Below are 21,220 nucleotides of genomic sequence, written 5' to 3' on the forward strand. Positions count from 1 at the left end.
CAGGTCGTGTCACAATGAAGACATTTCAATCGTGCTTTAGACCTTTAACGTTCTGAGATCCCTAGCGGATTTAAATGCTGAGTGGCTGACCTCCTTAGAAAAATCGGAACAGACATTGGGCGCTGGTGGGCCGAGTTCAACATCCAGACTCGGTTAATGGCAGCAGCCACCCTTGTCGTGTCCCTAGTGATGAGCGCGCTGACGTTCTGGGCCGTCAACAGCATCCAGCAGGACGCGCGGCTGCAAGACACCCGCTTCGGCCAAGACTTAGGATTGTTAATCGCAGCGAACGTCGCGCCGTTGGTCTCGGAGAAAAAATACGATGAAGTGACCGAATTCACGCGGAAATTTTACAACCGCACCACTAGCATTCGCTACATGCTCTATGCCGACCAAGAGGGCAGCATTTACTACGGCATCCCCTTTTCCGAGCTTCAGTCTAAAAGCTCCCTAACCTTAAAGCGTCGCATCAGACTGCCCGAAAACTATAGCCCTCAATCCGGGGCCGTTATGGTTCGCCAACACCAAACCCCAGACGGAGAAGTGGCCGACATTTTTGTCCCTCTGATTCAAGACGAGCGTTACCTTGGGGTATTGGCTTTGGGCATCAATCCAAATCCAACCGTCGTGACCTCTTCCAGCTTGACCCGCGATGTCACCATTGCGGTTTTTATCGCCATTTGGGTGATGGTGATCTTGGGTGCTGTGTTTAACGCGCTAACTATTACGCGGCCCATCAAAGAACTCGTGGTGGGGGTGACCAACATCGCCTCCGGTAACTTTAAGCAACGGGTCGATTTGCCCTTCGGTGGCGAGCTGGGAGAGCTGATTTCCAGCTTTAACGTCATGGCAGAACGATTAGAGCGTTATGAAGAGCAGAATATCGAGGAGCTCACCGCAGAAAAAGCCAAGCTCGAAACGCTGGTCTCAACCATCGTCGATGGTGCTATTTTGCTCGACACCGACATGAAAGTCATTTTGGCAAACCCAACATCTCGCAGACTTTTGGGGTGGGAAGATCGCGATATTTTAGGCCACAGCGTTTTACAAATTTTGCCAGAACCCATCCGAGCCGAGCTAACGCGCCCGCTTCAAGACGCAGCCCGTGGAGACGCAGATGGGGGAGAGTTTCGCGTTGGCATCAAGGAACCGTTGCCTCGCACCGTGCGGATCGTCCTCGCCACCGTGCTGGATCAGTTCCGCGAGAAGCCTAAGGGGATTGCGATTACGGTACAGGACATTACCCGCGAGGTGGAACTCAACGAAGCCAAGAGTCAGTTTATTAGCAACGTCTCCCACGAGTTAAGGACTCCGCTCTTTAACATCAAATCTTTCATTGAAACGCTGCACGAGTACGGCGACAGCCTCAGCGAAGCCGACCGTCTGGAATTTTTAGAAACTGCCAACCACGAAACCGATCGCCTGACCCGCCTTGTCAACGATGTCCTCGATCTGTCGCGCCTCGAATCTGGCAAGCCTTACCGCTTCGAGATGGTGGATTTGGCGCAGCCGATCGAACAAACCTTACGTACCTATCAGCTCAACGCCAAAGATAAGGGTATCGAACTGATTCAGGATATCGAACCAGATCTACCGGCCATATGGGGGCATTACGATCTGCTGCTTCAAGTCTTAATTAACTTGGTAGGTAATGCCCTAAAATTCACCCTCAGCGGCGGGAAAATCGCCATTCGGGCTTACTGCCTCTCAGGGCTAGAAGGAACAAGCAAGCCAACCACCGTTCGGGTTGAGGTCTCCGATACGGGAATTGGAATTTCCCAAGAAGATCAAGCGGCTGTGTTCGAGCGCTTTTACCGAGTTGAAAATCGCGTCCATACCCTGGAAGGCACGGGTCTCGGACTGTCGATCGTCCGAAATATTATGGATAAACATCACTCTAGAATCCACTTGGTGAGCGAAGTTGGAGTAGGGACCACCTTTTGGTTCGATTTAGCGGTATATCAGACCATCCATCCTTCAGTTAATTTAGAACTCGAAAAGAGTATCAAAACTGAAACTAAAACTATTTAAAGCTCGACTCAGCGCAGCATTTAACTGCTTTCACAGGAGAGTTGGCAATGTTGTTAATTCTAGCTGGATTTACGAGAAAGTAAGCTGCTCAAACAAAGGCTATCTTAGGTATTCCACAGCACAAAATATCAAAAACATCCAGCTTAGAGCAGAGATTTTAGATTGCGGCTTCACGAGCGCGATCTCTTCGTTACGCGCCTGCAGCTCTAAATGCTTCGTCTTGTAGAGATTTGGTTTATAATTAACGATATTTAATAGCTAAATTATTAATTTTTCTTTACTTGAATTTCGAGTCAAGAAACGAGTTTAGATTTCTTTGTCTTTGGGTATTTTCTTTGGCAAAGAGTTTAAATCTTAGTAAAGGAAATGACTCATTTTACGAGATAGCGCTATGGTAAAAGAAGTCATAACAGCTCCATTGATTGAGGTTTCAATATGAAATGGCTAACAGGTATTTTGGCGTCGTCGGCATTAGTTGTTGGTGTTTCTTTGCCAGCCTTGTCTAACCCTGAAATGACAAGCGCGCTATCATCTGGCAAGGAAATCAGAGGTCAAGTTGAATCTGTGGATGGGTCGGTCTTGAAACTGAAAACCTCGGCGGGGGATACGCAAGTTTATCGGGTAGACCCTACGGTCATTTCGGCTTTGAAGTTGGAAACAGGGTCTAACGTTGTGGTCGATGGTTCTCGCCTGCAATCTGGGGTTGTGACCTATTTGACGCCCAATAACGCTTCGATAGAATTAGATGGAAATGCTGGGGAAAAAGATTACATTCTGACCCCTGTTTCTCGTCGTTACTTGAGTTTGGGCGATCGCGTCGTAGTTACGCCAGACTTAAGGGTCGTTCGCGAAGATCACTACAAGCTGACCGCCTCCGACTTGAGATTGCAATCTGTGGCAGTCGCTAGCAGTTCCAGTAGCAGTATGAGTACCGCAAGCAGCAGTTCTAGCAGCACGGTCACTTCCCAGACCAATACTGGCAGCGCTGAAGTTGCCCCAGCCGTACCCGCTCCAGTTGAGGAATCTCCTGCGGTCAAAGGTCTCTGGTAGGTCGTTTGGGCGAGTCGAGACTTTCAGTCGAGCGATAAATAACGAGGCCGATGCATCGGCCTCGTTTGACGATCGAATGGAGATCGTTCTTGCAAAGATCGATCTTGAGAAGAAGACAAATTTTATAGAATGGAGTTTGCGGCAGTCTTGGACGCGCTCCATGGGTTTGCTCCAAAAATGACGGTATCTTCGACTGGATTTTGCAATCTATGACTCCATCTTCCTCCGAACCTCAGACGCCTGTGTCTCGCGCTCGGCAGTTTCGCAATTTGCTGATTGTTGGGGTTGCTGTAATCCTGAGCGTGCTTCTAACTCTAGGACTTCAAAATCAATCGGCACGGCCTACGCTGACGACTCTGGCAGCATCTGCAACGGCTTTGGATACGGCGATCGCCAATGGCAAGCCTTCCCTAGTCGAGTTTTATGCCAACTGGTGCACCAGTTGTCAGGCCATGGTAGATGACATGACGGCCCTAGAAGCGGAATACAAAGACCGCGTCAATTTTGTGATGCTAAATGTAGACAATAGCAAATGGCTGCCCGAACTGATGCGCTACCGGGTGGATGGCATTCCCCACTTCGTGTTTTTAGATCGTCAGGGTGGGGCGATCGCAGGGGTCGTGGGGGAGCAACCCCGCACCATTCTGGACAACAACCTAGCGGCCTTGGTGGCAGATGCAGAACTTCCCTATCAGAAAAGTAGCGGTCAAACCTCTGCATTTTCCCCCAACATCGGCGGCAGTATTGGAGACGACCCTCGCGCCCACGGCAGTTCTACCGCTGGCACGTAATGACAGCACCCAGCGCCAAAGGCTTCAGCGAATATAATGGCGGACAATATCGGCAAACTGCTGGGTACTGTCCGGGACGGCAAGGAGCTTAGCCTGGGTTGCCATGTGCTGGAGGATCTGGGGCGATCGCATCAGATCCAACACCGCCTCTTGAAGCTGGGCTGCGGACAGTTCCTTTTCGCGAAACACTCGCGCCGCACCGCCATCAACAAAATACTTAGCGTTGTAGTATTGGTGGTCTTCGGCGGCGTAGGGGAAGGGAACTAGGACGCTAGGGGTGCCCGTGATGGCCAGTTCTGTCATGGTGCCAGCCCCGGAGCGGCTGATAGCGAAGTCTGCGCGCTGCAATAGCCCAGCCATGTTGTCGTAGAAAGGTTTTTCTAAATAATGGGGGTGCTTGAAGGTTTGGGCATCGGGGTCGCGATCGCCCGTCAAATGGACGATCCAAAGCCCTTTCTCTAGCCAAAGCGGGGCGCACTGCCGCACCAGCCGATTGAGTGCCCGTGCGCCTTGACTGCCGCCCATTACCACCGCCACCAGCGCCTCTTTAGGAACGTCTAGATCCAAGGGACTTACTTTTAAAAATCCATCTCTCACGGGCGTACCGACCACTTGGGTTTTCACCCCTGGCAGGTAGGGCTGGGCTGCGGCAAAGCCCAAGGCGACGGCACTACACCAACGGCTCAAAAACCGAGTCACCTTCCCTGGAATGGCGTTGGATTCGTGCAGGACGCTGGGAAGGCCCAAGGAGCGCGCGGCTAAAATAGCGGGGGCGGCAATGTATCCTCCCGTGGTCGCTACCCCTCGGAATTTGCCGCGTTTGAGAAGCTGTCGGGTTTGCCAAAAGGAGAGGACAAATTTGCCCAAAATCGCCAATGTCTTGAGGCTGGGTTTACTCTGGAACCCCTCCACCGGAATAATGTGCATCGGATAGGTTTTGGGCACGAGCTGCGTTTCCAGTCGATCGCGCACCCCCAGCCACTCGATCTCGTAGCTGCTCTCGGTCAAGGCTTGAGCCACGGCGATCGCCGGGAAGAGGTGGCCTCCGGTGCCGCTGGCTGCCACCAACAGCCGAACGGGAGATGGGAGGGAATGGGGAGGAATGGGGGAGGTCATGTCAAACAACAACGCGCTCAAAGCACTGATTGTATCAGCTTGTATCAGCGGATTTGCCCTACTCCCTCCTGCAGGAGGGAGTAACTGCTGGGATTATTCTCTAGACAAAGTTAATTAACCCTTAGTCAAGCTGCGTCACAATACAAGACTGGATCTTGATGAGAGCGTGGATGACTTGGATTGATTTTAGCCTTCGCCTAGCGGTAGCGCTTTTCTTGGGCGGGGCCATTGGAATCGAGCGGCAGTGGCGACAAACAAAAGCCGTTCTTAAAACCAATGTCTTGGTCTGCATGGGTTCTTCCATGTTCGTGATGATGTCTGTCATGACGCCAGGGGATTCAAGTCCAACCCGAATGGCCGCTCAAGTCGTCTCGGGAATCGGATTTTTGGGAGGCGGTATCATCCTGCGGGACGGAGCCAGCATCAAGGGGTTGAATACGGCTGCCACGCTTTGGTGTGCGGCTGCGGTGGGTACCCTGGCAGGGGGCGGTTTTCTGTTTCAAGCCTATGTGGGGTCTGCTGCGGTCGTGGTGGCCAATTTAATTCTACGGCCCTTGATCGAGCAGATTAAGTTTCAACCTCAGAAATCGGGCGAAACCAATACCTATTACCGCTGTAGCTTGGTCTGCGATCGCGAAGAGGAAATGATCGTACGCGACTTATTGCTCCACCTTCTGAGTGGCAAAGCCATCATGCTCAACGGCATTCAGAGCCGCAGCATGGAATCGATCGGTAAAGTAGACCAAACTGCCCTAGAGATCGATATCATGACTCCCCGCCGCAACGATCGACTCGTCGAACAGTTTGCGCAGCAATTGCAGGATAAAGCGAAGAATAATGGATTGAGCTGGCAAGTATTGTCGGAAGACCCTATCGAAGAAGAATAAACCTTACCCAAATTCAAAGGGACGGGGTCTTCTCGATACAGCAGACCGTGGTTTTCCTCTCGGAAGGCCACAATGTCCGTAATTCTACGGTTGTCAATCGTTCCTAACGGCGATAATATTATGTTCCGGTGCTTTTGTGTGTATTGACAAAATGAAACCATGCCGAAAAATTCAAGAATATGCTGATTTGTGCCATAAAAAAGCTTGAATTGAGATATTTTATCGATTTCCTTTTGCCTTTCTTACAGAAAAGTTCTTATTCATGAGGAATTAATTTGATGGGGGATCCAAATTAATGCATGCGAGTCCAAAACAGGCAATTCTTGCCTCTTCCTTTTTAGTTTTTAGCCTAATTGGCCCGCTCATTTTCTGGTTGAGCAATCAAGAAAGCGACTCAACATTAAGAGCAACAAGATTGCCGCTTTCAACAAATTTGACTTCTGTGAATTTACCGACAGCACAGCCAAAAGCAAACAACTCCTGGAATTTTCCGAAACTTTCCTTGCCAGAGTTTCTCAATTTCAATAAAGACAAATCGCTCGATCGACGTATTAGTTTGGGCGAAAAGATTTTAGTGGCCGCAGATAACAGTTTAGAGAAAGAAGCGGGCGTAGAAAATTTTAAAGCCGGACAATATGAAGCGGCGATCGCCCAGTTTAGCGCTTCGCTTCAAACGAACCGGAACGATCCAGAAACTTCAATCTATCTGAATAACGCGATCGCAGGTTCTAGTGGAAATTTCGTAAAAATTGTTGCGAGCGTTCCCATCGGTGGCAACGTGAATGTAGCCAAGGAAATTCTTCGAGGCGTCGCGCAGTATCAGCGTGAAGTGAATCGCGGAAAATCTATTCAGGGAAAGCTACTTCAGGTTACCATTGCAAATGACGATAACAACCCTGAAATTGCCAAGAAATTAGCCTATAAATTTGCTGCGGATTCGAGCATTTTAGCCGTTGTAGGGCACAACTCCAGCGATGTATCGTTGGCTGTGGCACCCACTTATCAAAAAGCGGGCTTGGTCATGATATCACCAACGAGCATATCTAGAAATTTATCCGGGGTTGGCAGCTATATTTTTCGGACCGTACCGAGCAGTCGAAAAATAGCTGATGCGCTAGCAAAACATGCAGTCACATCGGCTCGCAAAAATCGCATCGCACTTTGTACTGACTCAAAGGCCCAAGCCAGTATCTCTTTTAAGGAAGATTTTACAGAAGCAATCTATGCTGAAGACGGACAGATCGCGCGAACCGTCTGCGATTTTTCCGCTTCCGACTTTAACCCATCTGAGATTATTAGCAAGGCCATCAGCGATGGGGCCAATGCTTTACTTTTATCGCCTTCCGTTGAAAAACTAAACCAGGCAATAGAAATCATCCGTTCGAATAACGGACGGCTGGCCTTATTTGGTAACCATTCGATGTACTCGTTTGATGTGTTGAAACAGGGTCAAACTGAGGCGAATGGCTTGGTCTTATCTGTTTTTTGGCATTCCTCAGAGGGGAAAAATATCTCTTTCTCTGGCGATGCTAAGAAATTATGGGGCGGTTCGGGGAGTTGGCGAACCGCAATGGCCTACGATGCGACCAAGGCGATCGCCACCGGTCTCAATGCGGGCCTTCGCCGAGACCAACTGCAAAAGACGCTTTCAGGAGAACGCTTTGCCGTGAATGGCGCAACAGGCGCAGTTCGATTTTTGCCTTCTGGCGATCGCAAAGGAAACGGCTTATTGGTAAAAGTATTGCCAGGTAAGGTTTCTGGGGCTGGATACGATTTTGTCAGTCTAAAACCTTAGCCGTTTGCTCAACCAAAAAGTTTGACCCAGAGCGGAATCGCGATGGGTAGCCCTAACGTGCTGATGAGGATGCTCCCGGCGGCCAGTTGGCGGTCGAGATCGTATTCCTCTGCCAAAATCAAGTTGGCAAAAGCAGTGGGCATTCCGGCCATCAAGACCAGCGCTAATCGGGCATCGCCGGAGACGCCCAAAAGCGTCAAGCCAATCCCGGCCAAGCAAGGAATTGCCAACATCTTGATAGCTGCAGGGAGCGCGGCAGCCTGGAGTCCCTTGACGCCTCCTTTAAGACGGCTGAGCTGCATCCCGATCAGCAGAAACGAACCGGGAATAACGGCCCACAGGAGATGGTTTAATCCCAGCTCGATGAATTGGGCAAACCGAATGGGACGGCTGATGCAACCGATGCAAAAGGCCCAAAGGGTTGGAACGCTCAATAGGGCGCGGAGTTTGCTCGACCAATTCTGTCGATCTTGGGTTTGTCCGAAATGGCTGGCTAGAATCACTCCTAACCCGTAGCTCCCCAAAAGATTGTTTGCGACGCCGTAGACCACCACCCACCCCAGGTACGTTTTGCTGACGAAGGAAGGGGCGATCGCCAATCCAACGAATCCCGTATTGCCTAGCATGGATGCCAGGACAAAACTGCCCTGCCCGGAACGATGGGGAGGCCAGATGCGCTGACAAAAACGAGAAAAAGAAGCCAGTTTAAGCTGTAAATCTAGAAGCTTACCGCCAAATCTAAACTCAGCAACTTGACGATTGCTAGTGCGCCGCATCAAACGGTCGATCGAAAAAGCACTCAGATACTTTAGACTTTTTAGACTCTGTAGACTGACCAAAGAGAGTCCTAAGCCGAGAAAGAGGATCGTCAGCGTAACGACCGAAGGAAACCACAGCGCGAGAGAAAGATTGGAATGGCGGGCTAAAACCATGACCTGAAGCGGCACCCCCACCCAATAGAGCGTTCGACCGAGATACTTTGGGAAAGAAGTTGGCAAAAATTTGAAGAGCAGTAGACCTAGACTGGTCCATAAAACTCCTGTTACGAGTTGCCACATTAAGCTGAACCCCTGAATCTGTCATCATCAGGGCTTGAACATTTCAGTGTCTTTTCAGAAACAAATCAAGACTGACTCGTTAATGTATAGATACGTATTGAGATAAGTTGAGTGTTTGCTTATTTCATTAAGTCCGAAATGCTTTCTAGGCAGTACTTGTAGAATTCAGCGCGAGCTAGGCACTTATAGAAAAAACAAGTCAATCCATACAAGCCTTCTCTACTTAATGGGATCGAGGTAAGGGGAATATTAAAACGAAAATAAGGTTTGATTGAGAACCTATTATGTTTTGGATAAGACGTTGCAACTCCACCCGTTTGTAATTCCCATTTAGGATTGCTATATGAATAGACTGGGATGCCATTAAACGCGCTTAAACCGTAGCCCTTATGAGCCGAAATCCACAGAACCAGCTCAAGCTGTCTCAACTGAGAATTTTGGCTGCGGTTGCGGAACACAATAGCTTTAGTGAAGCCGCACTAGATTTGGAGATGTCGCAATCAGCGGTGAGCCATGCGATCGCCGCGCTAGAAGATCATTTAGGCATAGTGTTATTTGTGCGGGGTCGCCAAGGGGCTCGCTTAACGCCTGTTGCTACCCAAATTGTCGAGCATTCCCGTGCAATTGTAGGAAGGATTGAGGCCATTCATCGGGTAGCTGAAACGGCGAAAGGTCTTCAGGGCGGACAGGTTCGCATCGCGTCCTTTCGCAGCGCTGCGGCTCATCTGTTACCATCCACGATCGTCGCCTTTCACCAGCGTTTTCCTGACATTACAGTCAATATTGCTGAATACAATGCCTCTGCTGACGTCGAGCAGGCTTTGCGGGAGGGCGATGCAGATATTGGCTTTACACTTTTGCCTGCGGGACAGCATTTAGAAACTTGGGAGGTAATGCGAGATGAGTTTATTGCGCTATGTCCGGCAGCGCTGAAACCGCATTCGTCTCCGTTAACCTGGCAAGAATTGATCGACTATCCGCTGATCCTGCATCCCGCAAACTATCGGATGATGCAGCAGGTGTATGACCACGTGCGATCGCAGGGGTATACGCTCAAAGCAGCCTACGAGGTGGAAACGGATGCCACGATTGTCAATTTAGTGGCTCAAGGCTTAGGGGCAACCATCCTGCCACGACTCGCGGCTGAACCGATTCCGCCCCATGTTAGGGCTTACAGTTTGCCCGTTCCGTTCGCCAGAGTCATTGGCGTTGCGGTCTTAGCCGAGGGTCTGCATTTACCAGCGGTTTATGCATTTCTAGAAACCATCAAGGGTAAAGGGATAGAGCCGTGATGGGACTTCTACGCCAAATCAACCTTAGTGGGCTGAGCAGTGGTACTGGTAGTGGCGCTCTTCTAGCCAGATTCTAAGTTCTGCTTCAGACACGCCTTCTATAGCAGTTCGTGTCGTGGGGTCATAAGCGTTCCATTGCGGATAGCCTGCTGCATTCGTCGTTTCCCAGACATAAGGTTCAGAGCCTGCGGTGAAGTAGGCGCTGGCCGAGCGAAACATATGGATCAGTTTTTCTTGCAGACTTGGCTTAGAAGGCTTTTGACCGTGCGTAGCCGAAGCTAGAAATTGATAGATGTTACAGGTTAAGGTTGATTTCACGAGCGAACATTCTCCATGACTTGCTTTTGATATCCTTACGATACAAATTCGTAACAAAAGATACAAAAACTAGCCTGCATGTTTTACATGAGAAGATTTGATGGATCTAACCCAAGGTCCTGGGTTAAAACGCGAACGTTGTACGGACTACGCCTAAGATAATATCGTCGTTGTTCTTGTTGTGGTTTGGTGCAGTGAGCCAGACCACGCCAGGGGTAATCGAGATGTAGTCATTGATGGCAATCCGATAAAACGCCTCGACATGAAATCCAGTGTCTGGGTCTTTTCGCTGCGTCAACCCACTTAAGAGGGCTGTGGTACCTGTAAGGCGAGGCTCCATCCCAAAAATAAAGCCCCCCAAGTTTCCTTTTTTACCCAGGTCAGGAAAGGCCATCGTCACGGCATAGGTCCAAATATCGGCATTGCCCTGGACTACACCCGTTCTAGCCTGAGCATTCATGTAGCCCACCCAGCCCCCAAGCTGAAATCCAGGGGTAATCTTGAAATTGGCCTCCAGACCGTAGCCATCGGTCGAAACCTCTCGTCCACCCAAATTAGACAGGACGCTGCCCGTTCCGTGACCCAGCCCGTTGTTGTTGTCTGCTCTGACGTACGTGAGCGCGATGGTGCCAAATTTCGGCGCATACACGATTTGGGCCAATGCCCCATAGTTGCCTCCAAACAGGCCATTTCCGCCGCCTCCTGTGGAAAAGCCTGCCCGACTGGCAAGGTATGCTAGCTCCAGCTTAAGGTCTTTGTTGAGTTTAATATTGGCGGAAGCACCTGTATCGGAGCCGAGGCGATAGATGGGGTTATAGCGACCAAATCTGGAGATTGCCCCCGCCGCATCGCTGGCTAAGGGATTGACCACATCATCAATGACATCAATAAACCCGACGTTAAATCCGGTGGCGACGGATAGTTTAACTCGGTTGTTGACCGGAAAGGTGTACTGCAATCTCCCTAGGCTAAAGGTATTAGTGGTATCGCTGCCGGATTGAAAGCTCAGACGGGCTTCATTGCCTGGGGCGCTGTCCGTGGCGGGTCGCGGATCGGTGAGGTTGCTGGCCTGGAACCTCACAAAAAGCTGATCTTTTCCGGTAAAGCTGGTGATGAAGTTGAGCCGGACGCGATCGCCAAACGAAGTCCGAAAGTTGTCGTTTTGACCGTTGCCGCTGGCCCCACCAAAGGCATCCACAACGGCAAAAATAACTTGCCCCTGAAGTTTGGTGGTGGTGGAAAACTGCTGGGCTTCGAGGGTGGCAGTACGAGCTTCTAGTCCATCCACTCGACCTTTGAGGGTTGCAAGTTCAGTTTTAAATGCTTCTTGGAGTGCTTTAACGGTCGCCAAGTCTTCTTTTGTGGTGAAGCGATCGCTAATTTGGTCGAGACAGGCATTCAGCGCCGCTGCCAGCTCGTACCGAGTTGCGGCGCGATTGCCCTTAAAAGTGCCATCAGGATACCCTGCAATACAGCCATAGCGTTCTACAAGCGACTGGACTGCCTGAAACGCCCAGTCCGTGGGCTGAACATCGGAGAGTTGCGAAACGGACGTAACCTGATCCATCGGATCCGCCGGATCGGGTTCTAAGGAAAATAAAGCAGGCTGGTCAGAGTGCAGCAGCGTTTCTGCGGATGCTAGAGCAGAAAAGACGCCAAGAATAATGGGCACCAGTAGCCCTAGGGTTTTCCAAAATTTAAACATGAACGAATCCTCACACCAAAAAATAGTCAAAACAGTTTGAACAGAAGCTGACTTAAACTTCTGCTGCGGGTTAAAAAGCCTTGGATCGATAACGGGCGAATTTCTAGTGCAAGATTTGCGACAGGAATTTTTTCACCCGCTCCTCTTTCGGATGATTGAAAAACTCTGTTGGGGTTGTATCTGCCATCAGCTGTCCTTCGGCCAGGAAGATAATGCGGTCTGCCACCTCACGCGCAAAGCCAACTTCGTGGGTCACAGACACCATCGTCATGCCAGATTCTGCCAGCGATCGCATCACGTCCAGCACCTCGCGCACCATTTCGGGGTCTAATGCCGAGGTCGGTTCGTCAAACAGCATCACCTTAGGTTTCATGGCAAGGGCACGGGCGATCGCCACCCGCTGCTGCTGCCCCCCTGACAACTGACCGGGATACTTATTGGCCTGATGGGCGATGCCGACCCGCTCTAAAAGCTGCATCCCTAGATCGTGGGCTTCGGATTTGGGCAGCTTGCGAAGGTGCATGGGGCCAAGGGTAATGTTTTTGAGCACCGTGAGATGGGGAAACAGGTTGAACTGCTGAAACACCATGCCCACCTCGCGCCGCACCATCTCGACATTTTTGAGATCGTGGGACATCCGAATGCCGTCAATTTCGATGCTGCCCTTTTGGTAGGGTTCTAGTCCATTAAAGGTACGAATAAAGGTCGATTTCCCGGAGCCGGAGGGACCCATCAGCACCACCACTTCGCCCTTATTGACCGTTAGGCTAATGCCTTTAAGAACGTGAAACCCATTGCTATAGGTTTTCTCTACGTCCTTGGCGATAATAATCGGCTGGGGAAGCGTAGCAGTGCCAGAAGCGTTTGTCTGAGGCTGAGAGTAGGTCATGGATCGAATCTCCTGGATGTTGTTCTATTGCATTCCTTAGAGATGGTTTGAAAAGTTTCGTAGACATTACACTTGCCCCCCTAACCCCCAAAATTGGGGGGAAATAAGCATAATTTTCGGATTTCTCCCCCCTTTCTTATGGCCCTGTCGGGCCTTGAATTGGGGGGGCGGGGGGCTAATGCAGGGTTGAATTGAGACTTCTCAAACAGCCTTTTAGGCAGCGAACTTTTGAGGTAAAGGCTCGCCCAACCACTTCATCGAGAGTGCGTTGAGCGTTCCAGACTGCACGAGGTCAGCAATAATCTCATCCACCCGCTCCACCAGTTTGGTGTCGCCCTTGCGAATGCCGATGTAGCAGGGCGAGTTTTTCATGATGATCTTCTTCTCAATGTTCTGGCTTGGGTTATCTCGAATCAGCTTGTTAGCCACCACGTTCCCCGTCGCAATCAGCTCAACCTGTCCCGACACCAGCGCTGAAGCCGTTAGGCTATTGCTGGCAAATCGCCGCACCTGCATGGTTCCGGCGGGCTGTTTGGAGATTTCTAGGTCTTCAAGCGAACCTTGGGCCACGCCAATGGTGCGCCCTTTGAGGTCATCCATTGAGGCAACCTTGAGGTCTGACCCGCCGTATATGCCGGAAAAGAACGGAGCGTAGGGTTTAGAAAAGTCAATAATTTTGGCGCGGTCTTTGTTTTTGCCCAGGCTAGAGACCACCACATCAACCCGATCCGTTTGTAAAAACGGAATGCGGTAGTTACCCACCACGGGCACGAGCTGAAGCTTTACGCCCATGCCCTTGGCAACTTCGCCAGCAACATCAATGTCATAGCCCCGCAGCTTCATGTCAGGCCCTACCGAGCCAAAGGGAGGAAAGTCGTCTGGAACCGCTACGCGGAGGGTTTTATCCGCCATGATTTTATCCAAGGACTTCCCTGGATCGGCCAAGGGAGCGACGATCGCATCGGCCTTAATCACCGCTAGCTTTTTAGCAGAGGCTGCTGGCCCGCTAGAGCAGGATGCAATGCTAACCGTCAGCCATAGACTCGCGAAAAAGAGGGCGATCGCCCGCTGTAGCCTATTAGGAAAAAATGCCCGCAGTATGTGCATGCGCAACGCTCCAAATCGGATCAGGTTTTATAGGTCAGTTTTTTCTCAAGGTGCTGACTCCAGGCCGAGAGCGGAAAACACAGGATGAAATAAATCAATCCCGCCATTGAAAAAATCAGCAGCGACTGGAGCGTGACGTTATTGATTTGGGCGGCGGCACGGGATACTTCCGTAAACCCAATAATGGAGGCCAGGGACGTGCCTTTAATCACCTGCACTAAAAACCCCACCGTGGGAGCAATGGAGAGCTTCAGCGCCTGGGGCAGCACAATCAGCTGAAGCTGTTTAAAGTAGCCAAACCCAATGGCAGAAGCGGCTTCCCACTGGCCCTTGGGCACCGCTGCGATCGCCCCTCGCCAAATATCTGCCAGGAAAGCGCTGGTAAACCCCGTTAAAGCCACGGTTGCGGCCTGGAGGGGCGAGAGGTTAAGGCCAAACACAACGGAAATGCCAAAGAAGGCTAAAAAGAGCTGTAGCAACAGCGGCGTGCCCTGAAAAAACTCAACGTAAAACCAACTCACGCCTTTGAGCCATTTGTTAGGAGAAATGCGCATCAGCATGATGCCAAACCCCATAATGCCGCCACAGACAAACGCAATCGCCGATAAAATAATGGTCCACTGCGCTGCCATCAGCAGATTGATAAAAATGCGCGGGACGGTAAAGTCATCCATACTACTCCTGCCGACTACCTGAACTTAGCAAACGCAAAAAAGCGCTGTTCGATGGCAAAGGAAACGCCCTTAATAAACCAAACTATCGCCAAATAAATCAGCGAAAGCGTGAAGTAAATCTCAAAGCTGCGGAAGGTGCGCGAATTTAAGTAGTCCCCAGCAAAGGTCAAATCTTCCGTTGCTATCTGCGACACTACGCTGGTAAAAAGCACCGCCAAAATCACTTGTCCAACCAGGGCAGAATAGACGTTTGCCAACGCTGGCGGCAGCACGATCAGACGAAATACGTCTAGGGGCTTAAACCCAATAGCAAGACCTGCCTCAATCTGGCCTTTTTGAATGCTCTGCACCCCAGCCCGCACGATCTCAGTGGAGTAGGCTCCGAAGTTTACCGCAAGGGACAGAATGGCAGCTTGCTCTGCACTTAGCTTAATGCCAAGGTTGGGCAGCCCAAAAAAGATAAAAAAGAGCTGGATTAGGTATGGCGTATTGCGGATAATCTCGACGTAGGCTAGAGCAATCCAGTCCAGAATTTTGTTGCCAGAGGTTCTAAACAGTGCCCCAAAAATACCGATGACTAGACCAAAGGCGATCGCCAGCAGCGATATCTTGAGGGTCATCCAGGCACCTGCAACTAGCAGCCCAATATTGTCGCTAATCACTGAAAACTGAAAGGAGTAATCCATGGGTTCTCCCATCGCAGAAAATTAGACCAAAAAGCACTGAAATTTTAGCGGCGCGAAGATCATCAGCATAAATGAATCACTCATGAATACTGTATGCAGTGCTACTAATCATTGCTTCTTAATAAATTCTGCTCGGCAAATGGATGCAGGATGCAGATCGGGCTACATTACCATCAGCCCAATCATCGGATCGCCGCAGAAATCTGCGCTGCATCTAGATCGCGCCCAATAAAGACCAACCGCGTTTCGCGCACTTCATCCGATCGCCAAGGACGGTCGTAGAAGGTTTCGAGGCGATCTCCCACCCCTTGCAACACCATCCGCATCGGTTTGTCTGCCACATTCACAAACCCCTTGATGCGATAGATATCCTGCTCGGCAATCAACCCCTTGAGCTTGCCAACGAGCACCTGCGGGTCCATCGCTTGGGCTAAAACCAGAGGGACGGAGAGGATGTCATCGTCGTGGTCGTGCTCGTCTTCCGTATCGTGATGGCTGGGGCGAGACTCCAGGTCGTCTTCCACAGCGGCATTGAAGCCCAAGAGAATTTCCGAACCAATCTGCCCATCTCGACAGGGGATAATCTTGACGCCAAGGCGCAGCTCTTGTTGAACGCGCGCGCGCACTTCCGCCTGAGTCTGACTGTCCACGCAGTCCGTCTTGGTCAACAGCACCAAATCGGCACAGGCCAACTGATCTTCAAACAGCTCTTCTAAAGGGGATTCGTGATCTAAATTGGGATCTGCTTCGCGCTGGGCATTGAGCGCATCCAGATCCGCTGCCAGCTTGCCCGTCGAGACCGCTTCGCAGTCCACCACCGCAATCACGCCATCCACCGTCGCGCCCGTGCGGATCTCGTCCCAGCGAAAGGCTTGGATAAGGGGTTTAGGTAAAGCTAAGCCAGAGGTTTCGATTAAAATGCAGTCGATCTGGTCGCGGCGCTCGAGTAGCGCCTGCATGGTGGGCAAAAACTCTTCCTGCACCGTACAGCAAAGGCAGCCATTGGTGAGTTCTACAATATTCGGCATTTCTCGATCGGGCAGCACCTGCCCGTCTTCATCGCAGACCTGGCAAGATCGCAGCAGGTCGCCGTCAATGCCAATTTCGCCAAATTCATTGACCAAAACCGCAATGCGACGACCCTGATTATTTTGAAGCTGCTGGCGAATCAGTGTCGTTTTACCACTACCGAGAAATCCGGTAATCACTGTCACGGGAATTTTCGCTGCCATAGTCTTCTCTCAATTCAATAAACACTTCAGCTTACCGGATGGACGAGACTTTGACGAACGCGACCCATCAGTACCGTCAGCCGCTTGCAGAGCAAACGGTATAATTGCAAACGTAAACCTTCTAAAGGGCCGTGTCTGTGACTCGCGCAATCATTGAAACCGACAAAGGCACCATTAACATTCAGTTTTTTGATGCCGACGCACCTAATACGGTTAAAAACTTTGTCGATCTATCCGAAAAAGGCTTCTACGATGGCCTAAAATTCCACCGCGTCATCCCCGATTTTATGATCCAAGGCGGTTGTCCCAATGGAGACGGTCGCGGCGGACCGGGCTATAAGATCGAGTGCGAAATCAACTCCAACAAACACCTCGCAGGTACCCTATCGATGGCCCATGCGGGCAAAGATACGGGCGGGAGTCAGTTCTTCATTTGTCATTCGCCGCAGCGACACTTAGATGGCGTGCATACGGTATTTGGCAAAACTGAAGACATGGACGTCGTAAACGCGATTCGTCAGGGAGACAAAATGCTGTCTGTCAAAATCGTGCCCGAATAGGGTTCGCCAGAGAAATCGTCGCCGCACCGCGCAACGCAAAAACTCGCGTCTCGCGGTGCGGTGACCTCAACAATCGCTAACGCCCGTTTTGGCAAATGCGTTAAGGCGCCACGCTGCTAGCGCGTTTCCTAGTGCGTTTTTGCTCTTCCTTGCCCGGTTTATCGGTTTTCTTGGCCTTATGGCGCTTGTCGTCGCTTCTATCCGAGTCAGAAAATGGGCCGATCTGAAGCTGCTGACCGCAGATCCAAACCTTTTGCAAATGCTTGAAAACTTCCTTAGGCATCCCTTCAGGGAGCGTCACTACGCTGAAGTCTTCGAAGATTTGAATCTGATGGATGTAGCGGCTGTCTAAGCCCGCTTCGTTGGCGATCGCCCCTACAATATGCTTTGGTTGCGCCCCGTGCTCGCTCCCCACTTCAATCCGAAAGCGCTGCATGGGTATGTCTGGTACGTTTTCGCGGGCATCACGCCGTTCGGTACGGCGGTCCGCGCGATCGCGGTCTTTTTCTTTACCGCCCTTGGGCTGCTCTGCTTTAGCCAGCTCCTTTGGCGAAAGGGGGCGTTCCTTTTGCAGCAGAAACGCAAGGGCAGCGGCAATTTCGCTGAGGCTCAAATCCTGTTCTTGCTGGTAGCGCGCGATCAGCTCTTCAAAAAAGAAGAGATCTTGGGATTCAATCGTATCGGTCACTATTTTTTTGAACTGCGTAATGCGCCGATCTGAAATATCCTCTGAGCTAGGCAACTGCATGGGTTCGATGGGCTGTCGGGTTGCCCGCTCGATCGTACGCAGCATCCGCCGTTCGCGGGGCGAGATAAGCAAGATGGCATTGCCTTTGCGTCCCGCGCGTCCAGTGCGACCGATCCGGTGAATGTAGGTTTCGGTGTCGTAGGGGATGTCGTAGTTAACGACGTGACTGATCCGCTCTACGTCCAGTCCGCGAGCTGCCACATCTGTTGCAACTACAATGTCCAAAGAACCACTTTTGAGTCGCTCTACAATTTTTTCTCGGACGGCCTGCTTCACGTCCCCGCTGAGCGCCGCGCAAGAATAGCCCCGCGCTTCCAGCTTCTCAGACAGCTCGTCTGTCGCAAGCTTAGTGCGCACAAACACTAACATGGCATCAAAGTCTTCAACTTCGAGCATGCGCGTCAAAGCGTCCAGTTTGTTGATGTCTGTGACCTGCCAATAGCGCTGGCTGATGGTGGCAACCGTAGCCGTTTTGGACGCGATCTTAATCTCGACGGGCTGCCTCAGGTGGCGCTGGGCAATCCGCTTGATGGCCTCGGGCATGGTTGCAGAAAAGAGTGCGACCTGTTTTTCTGTGGGGGTGTGCTGCAAAATTTCGTCTACGTCGTCGATGAAGCCCATGCGCAGCATTTCATCAGCTTCGTCTAACACAACGGTCGATAAAGCACTCAGCTTGAGGGTTTTACGGCGCAGGTGATCTAAAATCCGTCCCGGCGTTCCTACCACCACATGCACGCCGCGTCGAAGCTGGCGGAGCTGGGTGTCCATACTCTGACCGCCGTAAAGCGGTACGATATGAAACCCTTTGAGGTGACGGGCGTAAGTTTGCATGGCTTCGGCTACTTGAAGCGCCAATTCCCTAGTGGGAGCCAAAACCAGAACCTGAGGCATGTTGAGGTCTAAGTTGAGGCGGCTGAGGACGGGCAGGGCAAAAGCGGCGGTTTTTCCAGTTCCGGTTTGGGCTTGGCCCAGCAAATCGCGGCCTTCTAGGAGCGGCGGTATGCTTTCGACTTGGATGGGCGAAGGAGATTCGTAGCCAATTTCTTCGATGGCCTGGAGCAGGGGAGGGGCGATCGCCAACTGGGAGAACTGAGTAATTGTAACTGGAGCCATGACTGGGCCTACGCCTGCTGAAAATTGTGGGTTCAATCCGAGCAGGAATGCTGGCTCGGCGAAGAGATCGAATGGTTGTTAAGCCAGTTCATCACTACGCCTACTATATCGGTATTTTTGGCTGCGACGATTTCAACTATTGCTGGAGTTTTAACGAAAACGGTTGTCGCAGCAGTCTCTCGATCGAACAAAACGGGTCGCCCAGAGCGCGAGAAAAGAGCGCTGGGCGACCCGTTTAGGCTTTCTAAAGAAACATTCAGTTTTTTCGTGCAAAACTCATTAAAACCAATAGGTTTCTACCACAATCCGTTGACTGGCTCAGAAGCGCTATCCGTGCTTGCTGGTGTCGCGCTTTCATTCCTAGGAGCTTGGGCGCAGATTTTTCTGGGTGCTGAAGCGCTAACCTTTGGGGTGGGAGTATCGGGCGCTTCAGTATCGGGGGCAGGAACGCCAACGCCCTTGCGCAAAATTTTACCGACATTGGGCACCAGTCTACTGACATTGGGTACAGATACGCCAACCCCCGGTGCAGATGCTTTAACCTCCTCGCAGTCCACCGATGTCCCTCCTACGTTAACATCTGAGGACTGAGCGATTTTAAGGGGGGTTGCGGAAGCACCGACCATCCCGAAAGTAGTGAATAGGGCAACGCCAGCGGTGGCCACAATACTATATAAATTATTCATCTTCTGCACGATCCTAAGTTCTTCATGCCTTCAGTTTTAGGCTTTTTTTAGGTATTTTTTTTCAACCTTAAGACCTGAATCGGCACTTTTCTTTCTCTATCCTCCGAAGGAGATTGAAACTGCAAATGCAGTAGTTTCGCGCATTGCTTACCTTCGAGGCTTGTCCTAACAAAAACTTACCCTAAGGCTCGGACCGATCGCCCGACGCTTCATCCTCCATGGTTTCTAGAACGAAGCGGCGTGCCAATCGCTTGTAGGTACCCGCTCCAAAAAATTGAGGGTAGCGATGAAAGCGATCGTAGGCCCACACCAACTTGCCGTCCTCTAAAACTTTAACCTGCCCAAATAAACCCTTGCAGGACGGAATGAGCGATTTTGCCATCTCAAGCGCGTCAATCCAGCGCTCAAAACTTTGCTCGAAGTTCTGTGCTGACACTTTAAAGGCCACGAACGTACCCTATCGCTGAATTACAATTTAGTCCGGTCTGTCAAAATTTCGTAGCCCGTTTTGGTCACCAAGACGGTGTGCTCGAACTGGGCGGAAAGCGCGTTATCCAGCGTCACTGCCGTCCAGCGATCGCGCAAAATTTTGGTATGCCTCGTCCCTGCATTGACGATCGGTTCGATCGCCAAGGTCATCCCTTCGCGCAGGCGTACGTTTTTAAGATCGTGGGTGCGGGTGTTGAACACCGAGGGTTCCTCGTGCAGGTTGCGTCCGACGCCATGACCCGTAAATTCTTCCACTACCTTAAACCCATTGGCTTCAACGTGATCTTGCACGGCACCCGCCAAGTCCATCAAGAAGTTCCCTTCCTTGACCTGCTCGATACCCTTATAGAGCGCTTCTTCTGCAACGCGGATCAGCTTAGCTGCTTGGGGGGTGACTTGCCCCACTGCAATGGTGATGCAAGAGTCGCCGTGAAAACCTTGGAAAAACGCGCCCGTGTCTACTTTCAGCACGTCGCCTTCTCGAATTACCTTTTTGCGGTTGGGAATACCGTGGACCACTTCATTATTGATGCTAGTGCAGAGAGAAGCAGGAAATCCGTGGTAGCCCTTAAAGCTAGGAGTTGCACCCATCGCGCGGATTCGTTTTTCAGCGAAAGTATCGAGGTCGGCGGTGGTCATGCCGGGTTCGACCATCTCGGAAATCTCTTTCAGCACTGTCGCTACAATCCGCGAAGACTGACGCATGATATCGATCTCACGCTTGGATTTAATCTCAATGCCCTTCCGCTGCTTTGCAATGGTGGGTTGGGCGGGTTGGGTCAACAAGTTGGTGAGGATGTTCATGCAGGTTGAGCTGAAACGATAAATCTGAGGTCAAAAACAAACGTGTAAAATAGCAAACACTTCCTACAGAATAACGCTAAAGCCCGCCTTATGGCATAGAACGGCTGGAAGGCAGAATAGCTGGAGACGCTTGCCAAAGCGAAGGGGCGATCGCTCTAGCAAGTGCCTCTGCTGATGCAAGCGGATTAG

20 protein-coding genes are annotated in these 21,220 nt (G+C 51.1%); 7 read left to right on the forward strand and 13 right to left on the reverse strand.

Features of this window, described 5'->3' with window-relative positions; genetic code table 11:
* Window positions 1-81: 81 nt before the first annotated feature.
* The 3 genes from nblS (at window position 82) to R6H26_RS04590 (ending at window position 3,872) form a co-directional block, all read left to right on the forward strand.
* Complete coding sequence (gene nblS / locus R6H26_RS04580) at window positions 82-2,031, forward strand: two-component system sensor histidine kinase NblS (RefSeq protein ID WP_404788730.1); 1,950 nt, start codon at window positions 82-84, stop codon at window positions 2,029-2,031.
* Between the two features lie 435 nt (window positions 2,032-2,466).
* A complete protein-coding gene (locus R6H26_RS04585) occupies window positions 2,467-3,081 on the forward strand; it encodes a hypothetical protein (RefSeq protein ID WP_404788731.1) in 615 nt (204 codons plus the stop codon).
* A 209-nt stretch (window positions 3,082-3,290) separates the two neighbouring features.
* Window positions 3,291-3,872, forward strand: coding sequence for a thioredoxin family protein (locus R6H26_RS04590; protein ID WP_404788733.1), 582 nt, complete (start codon window positions 3,291-3,293; stop codon window positions 3,870-3,872).
* Window positions 3,873-3,896: 24 nt separating this feature from the next.
* Here R6H26_RS04590 and murG read toward each other — a convergent pair whose 3' ends face one another.
* The gene (gene murG / locus R6H26_RS04595) at window positions 3,897-4,988 is read right to left on the reverse strand and encodes an undecaprenyldiphospho-muramoylpentapeptide beta-N-acetylglucosaminyltransferase (protein WP_404788735.1); all 1,092 of its coding nucleotides are present in this window, start codon (window positions 4,986-4,988) and stop codon (window positions 3,897-3,899) included.
* A gap of 170 nt (window positions 4,989-5,158) precedes the next feature.
* On the opposite strand from murG, the gene R6H26_RS04600 reads away from it, so the two are divergent.
* Both R6H26_RS04600 and R6H26_RS04605 read left to right on the forward strand, forming a co-directional pair.
* On the forward strand, window positions 5,159-5,875 hold the full coding sequence (locus R6H26_RS04600) for an MgtC/SapB family protein (protein ID WP_404788736.1): 717 nt from the start codon (window positions 5,159-5,161) through the stop codon (window positions 5,873-5,875).
* A gap of 442 nt (window positions 5,876-6,317) precedes the next feature.
* Window positions 6,318-7,670 carry an ABC transporter substrate-binding protein gene (locus R6H26_RS04605; RefSeq protein WP_404788738.1) on the forward strand — a complete coding sequence of 451 codons (1,353 nt, stop codon included), beginning with the start codon at window positions 6,318-6,320 and terminating at the stop codon, window positions 7,668-7,670.
* An 8-nt stretch (window positions 7,671-7,678) separates the two neighbouring features.
* Here the strand turns inward: R6H26_RS04605 and R6H26_RS04610 are convergent, their stop codons facing one another.
* The gene (locus R6H26_RS04610) at window positions 7,679-8,668 is read right to left on the reverse strand and encodes an AEC family transporter (RefSeq protein ID WP_404788740.1); all 990 of its coding nucleotides are present in this window, start codon (window positions 8,666-8,668) and stop codon (window positions 7,679-7,681) included.
* A 449-nt stretch (window positions 8,669-9,117) separates the two neighbouring features.
* Here R6H26_RS04610 and R6H26_RS04615 point away from each other — a divergent pair, with 449 nt between their 5' ends.
* Window positions 9,118-10,020 carry a LysR family transcriptional regulator gene (locus R6H26_RS04615; RefSeq protein ID WP_404788741.1) on the forward strand — a complete coding sequence of 301 codons (903 nt, stop codon included), beginning with the start codon at window positions 9,118-9,120 and terminating at the stop codon, window positions 10,018-10,020.
* Window positions 10,021-10,044: 24 nt separating this feature from the next.
* Here R6H26_RS04615 and R6H26_RS04620 read toward each other — a convergent pair whose 3' ends face one another.
* The 7 genes from R6H26_RS04620 to cobW all read right to left on the reverse strand — a co-directional run bounded on the left by R6H26_RS04620 (window position 10,045) and on the right by cobW (window position 16,631).
* Window positions 10,045-10,338 carry a hypothetical protein gene (locus tag R6H26_RS04620; RefSeq protein ID WP_404788743.1) on the reverse strand — a complete coding sequence of 98 codons (294 nt, stop codon included), beginning with the start codon at window positions 10,336-10,338 and terminating at the stop codon, window positions 10,045-10,047.
* 124 nt (window positions 10,339-10,462) lie between these two features.
* Window positions 10,463-12,043 (reverse strand): iron uptake porin, encoded by a 1,581-nt coding sequence (locus R6H26_RS04625; protein WP_404788745.1) that lies wholly within the window; start codon window positions 12,041-12,043, stop codon window positions 10,463-10,465.
* A 103-nt stretch (window positions 12,044-12,146) separates the two neighbouring features.
* Window positions 12,147-12,932, reverse strand: a complete 786-nt coding sequence (locus R6H26_RS04630) for an amino acid ABC transporter ATP-binding protein (RefSeq protein WP_404788746.1) — start codon at window positions 12,930-12,932, stop codon at window positions 12,147-12,149.
* Between the two features lie 213 nt (window positions 12,933-13,145).
* Window positions 13,146-14,039 (reverse strand): transporter substrate-binding domain-containing protein, encoded by an 894-nt coding sequence (locus R6H26_RS04635; RefSeq protein WP_404788748.1) that lies wholly within the window; start codon window positions 14,037-14,039, stop codon window positions 13,146-13,148.
* Window positions 14,040-14,059: 20 nt separating this feature from the next.
* Entirely contained in the window at window positions 14,060-14,713 is a 654-nt protein-coding gene (locus R6H26_RS04640) for an amino acid ABC transporter permease (protein WP_404788750.1), read from the reverse strand.
* Window positions 14,714-14,727: 14 nt separating this feature from the next.
* On the reverse strand, window positions 14,728-15,399 hold the full coding sequence (locus R6H26_RS04645) for an amino acid ABC transporter permease (protein ID WP_404788752.1): 672 nt from the start codon (window positions 15,397-15,399) through the stop codon (window positions 14,728-14,730).
* A gap of 182 nt (window positions 15,400-15,581) precedes the next feature.
* Window positions 15,582-16,631 (reverse strand): cobalamin biosynthesis protein CobW, encoded by a 1,050-nt coding sequence (gene cobW, locus R6H26_RS04650; protein WP_404788753.1) that lies wholly within the window; start codon window positions 16,629-16,631, stop codon window positions 15,582-15,584.
* Window positions 16,632-16,768: 137 nt separating this feature from the next.
* Here cobW and R6H26_RS04655 point away from each other — a divergent pair, with 137 nt between their 5' ends.
* Window positions 16,769-17,191, forward strand: coding sequence for a peptidylprolyl isomerase (locus R6H26_RS04655; RefSeq protein ID WP_404788755.1), 423 nt, complete (start codon window positions 16,769-16,771; stop codon window positions 17,189-17,191).
* A 100-nt stretch (window positions 17,192-17,291) separates the two neighbouring features.
* Here R6H26_RS04655 and R6H26_RS04660 read toward each other — a convergent pair whose 3' ends face one another.
* The 4 genes from R6H26_RS04660 to map all read right to left on the reverse strand — a co-directional run bounded on the left by R6H26_RS04660 (window position 17,292) and on the right by map (window position 21,031).
* Window positions 17,292-19,052: a DEAD/DEAH box helicase gene (locus R6H26_RS04660; RefSeq protein ID WP_404788756.1), complete on the reverse strand. Its 1,761-nt coding sequence runs from the start codon at window positions 19,050-19,052 to the stop codon at window positions 17,292-17,294.
* 296 nt (window positions 19,053-19,348) lie between these two features.
* Window positions 19,349-19,738 carry a hypothetical protein gene (locus R6H26_RS04665; protein WP_404788757.1) on the reverse strand — a complete coding sequence of 130 codons (390 nt, stop codon included), beginning with the start codon at window positions 19,736-19,738 and terminating at the stop codon, window positions 19,349-19,351.
* Between the two features lie 181 nt (window positions 19,739-19,919).
* Window positions 19,920-20,186, reverse strand: coding sequence for a hypothetical protein (locus R6H26_RS04670; RefSeq protein ID WP_404788759.1), 267 nt, complete (start codon window positions 20,184-20,186; stop codon window positions 19,920-19,922).
* A 20-nt stretch (window positions 20,187-20,206) separates the two neighbouring features.
* Window positions 20,207-21,031: a type I methionyl aminopeptidase gene (map, locus tag R6H26_RS04675; protein ID WP_404788760.1), complete on the reverse strand. Its 825-nt coding sequence runs from the start codon at window positions 21,029-21,031 to the stop codon at window positions 20,207-20,209.
* Window positions 21,032-21,220: the final 189 nt, after the last annotated feature.

The organism is Altericista sp. CCNU0014 (assembly GCF_044923475.1).
Classification (GTDB): Bacteria; Cyanobacteriota; Cyanobacteriia; order Thermosynechococcales; family Thermosynechococcaceae; genus JAAURS01.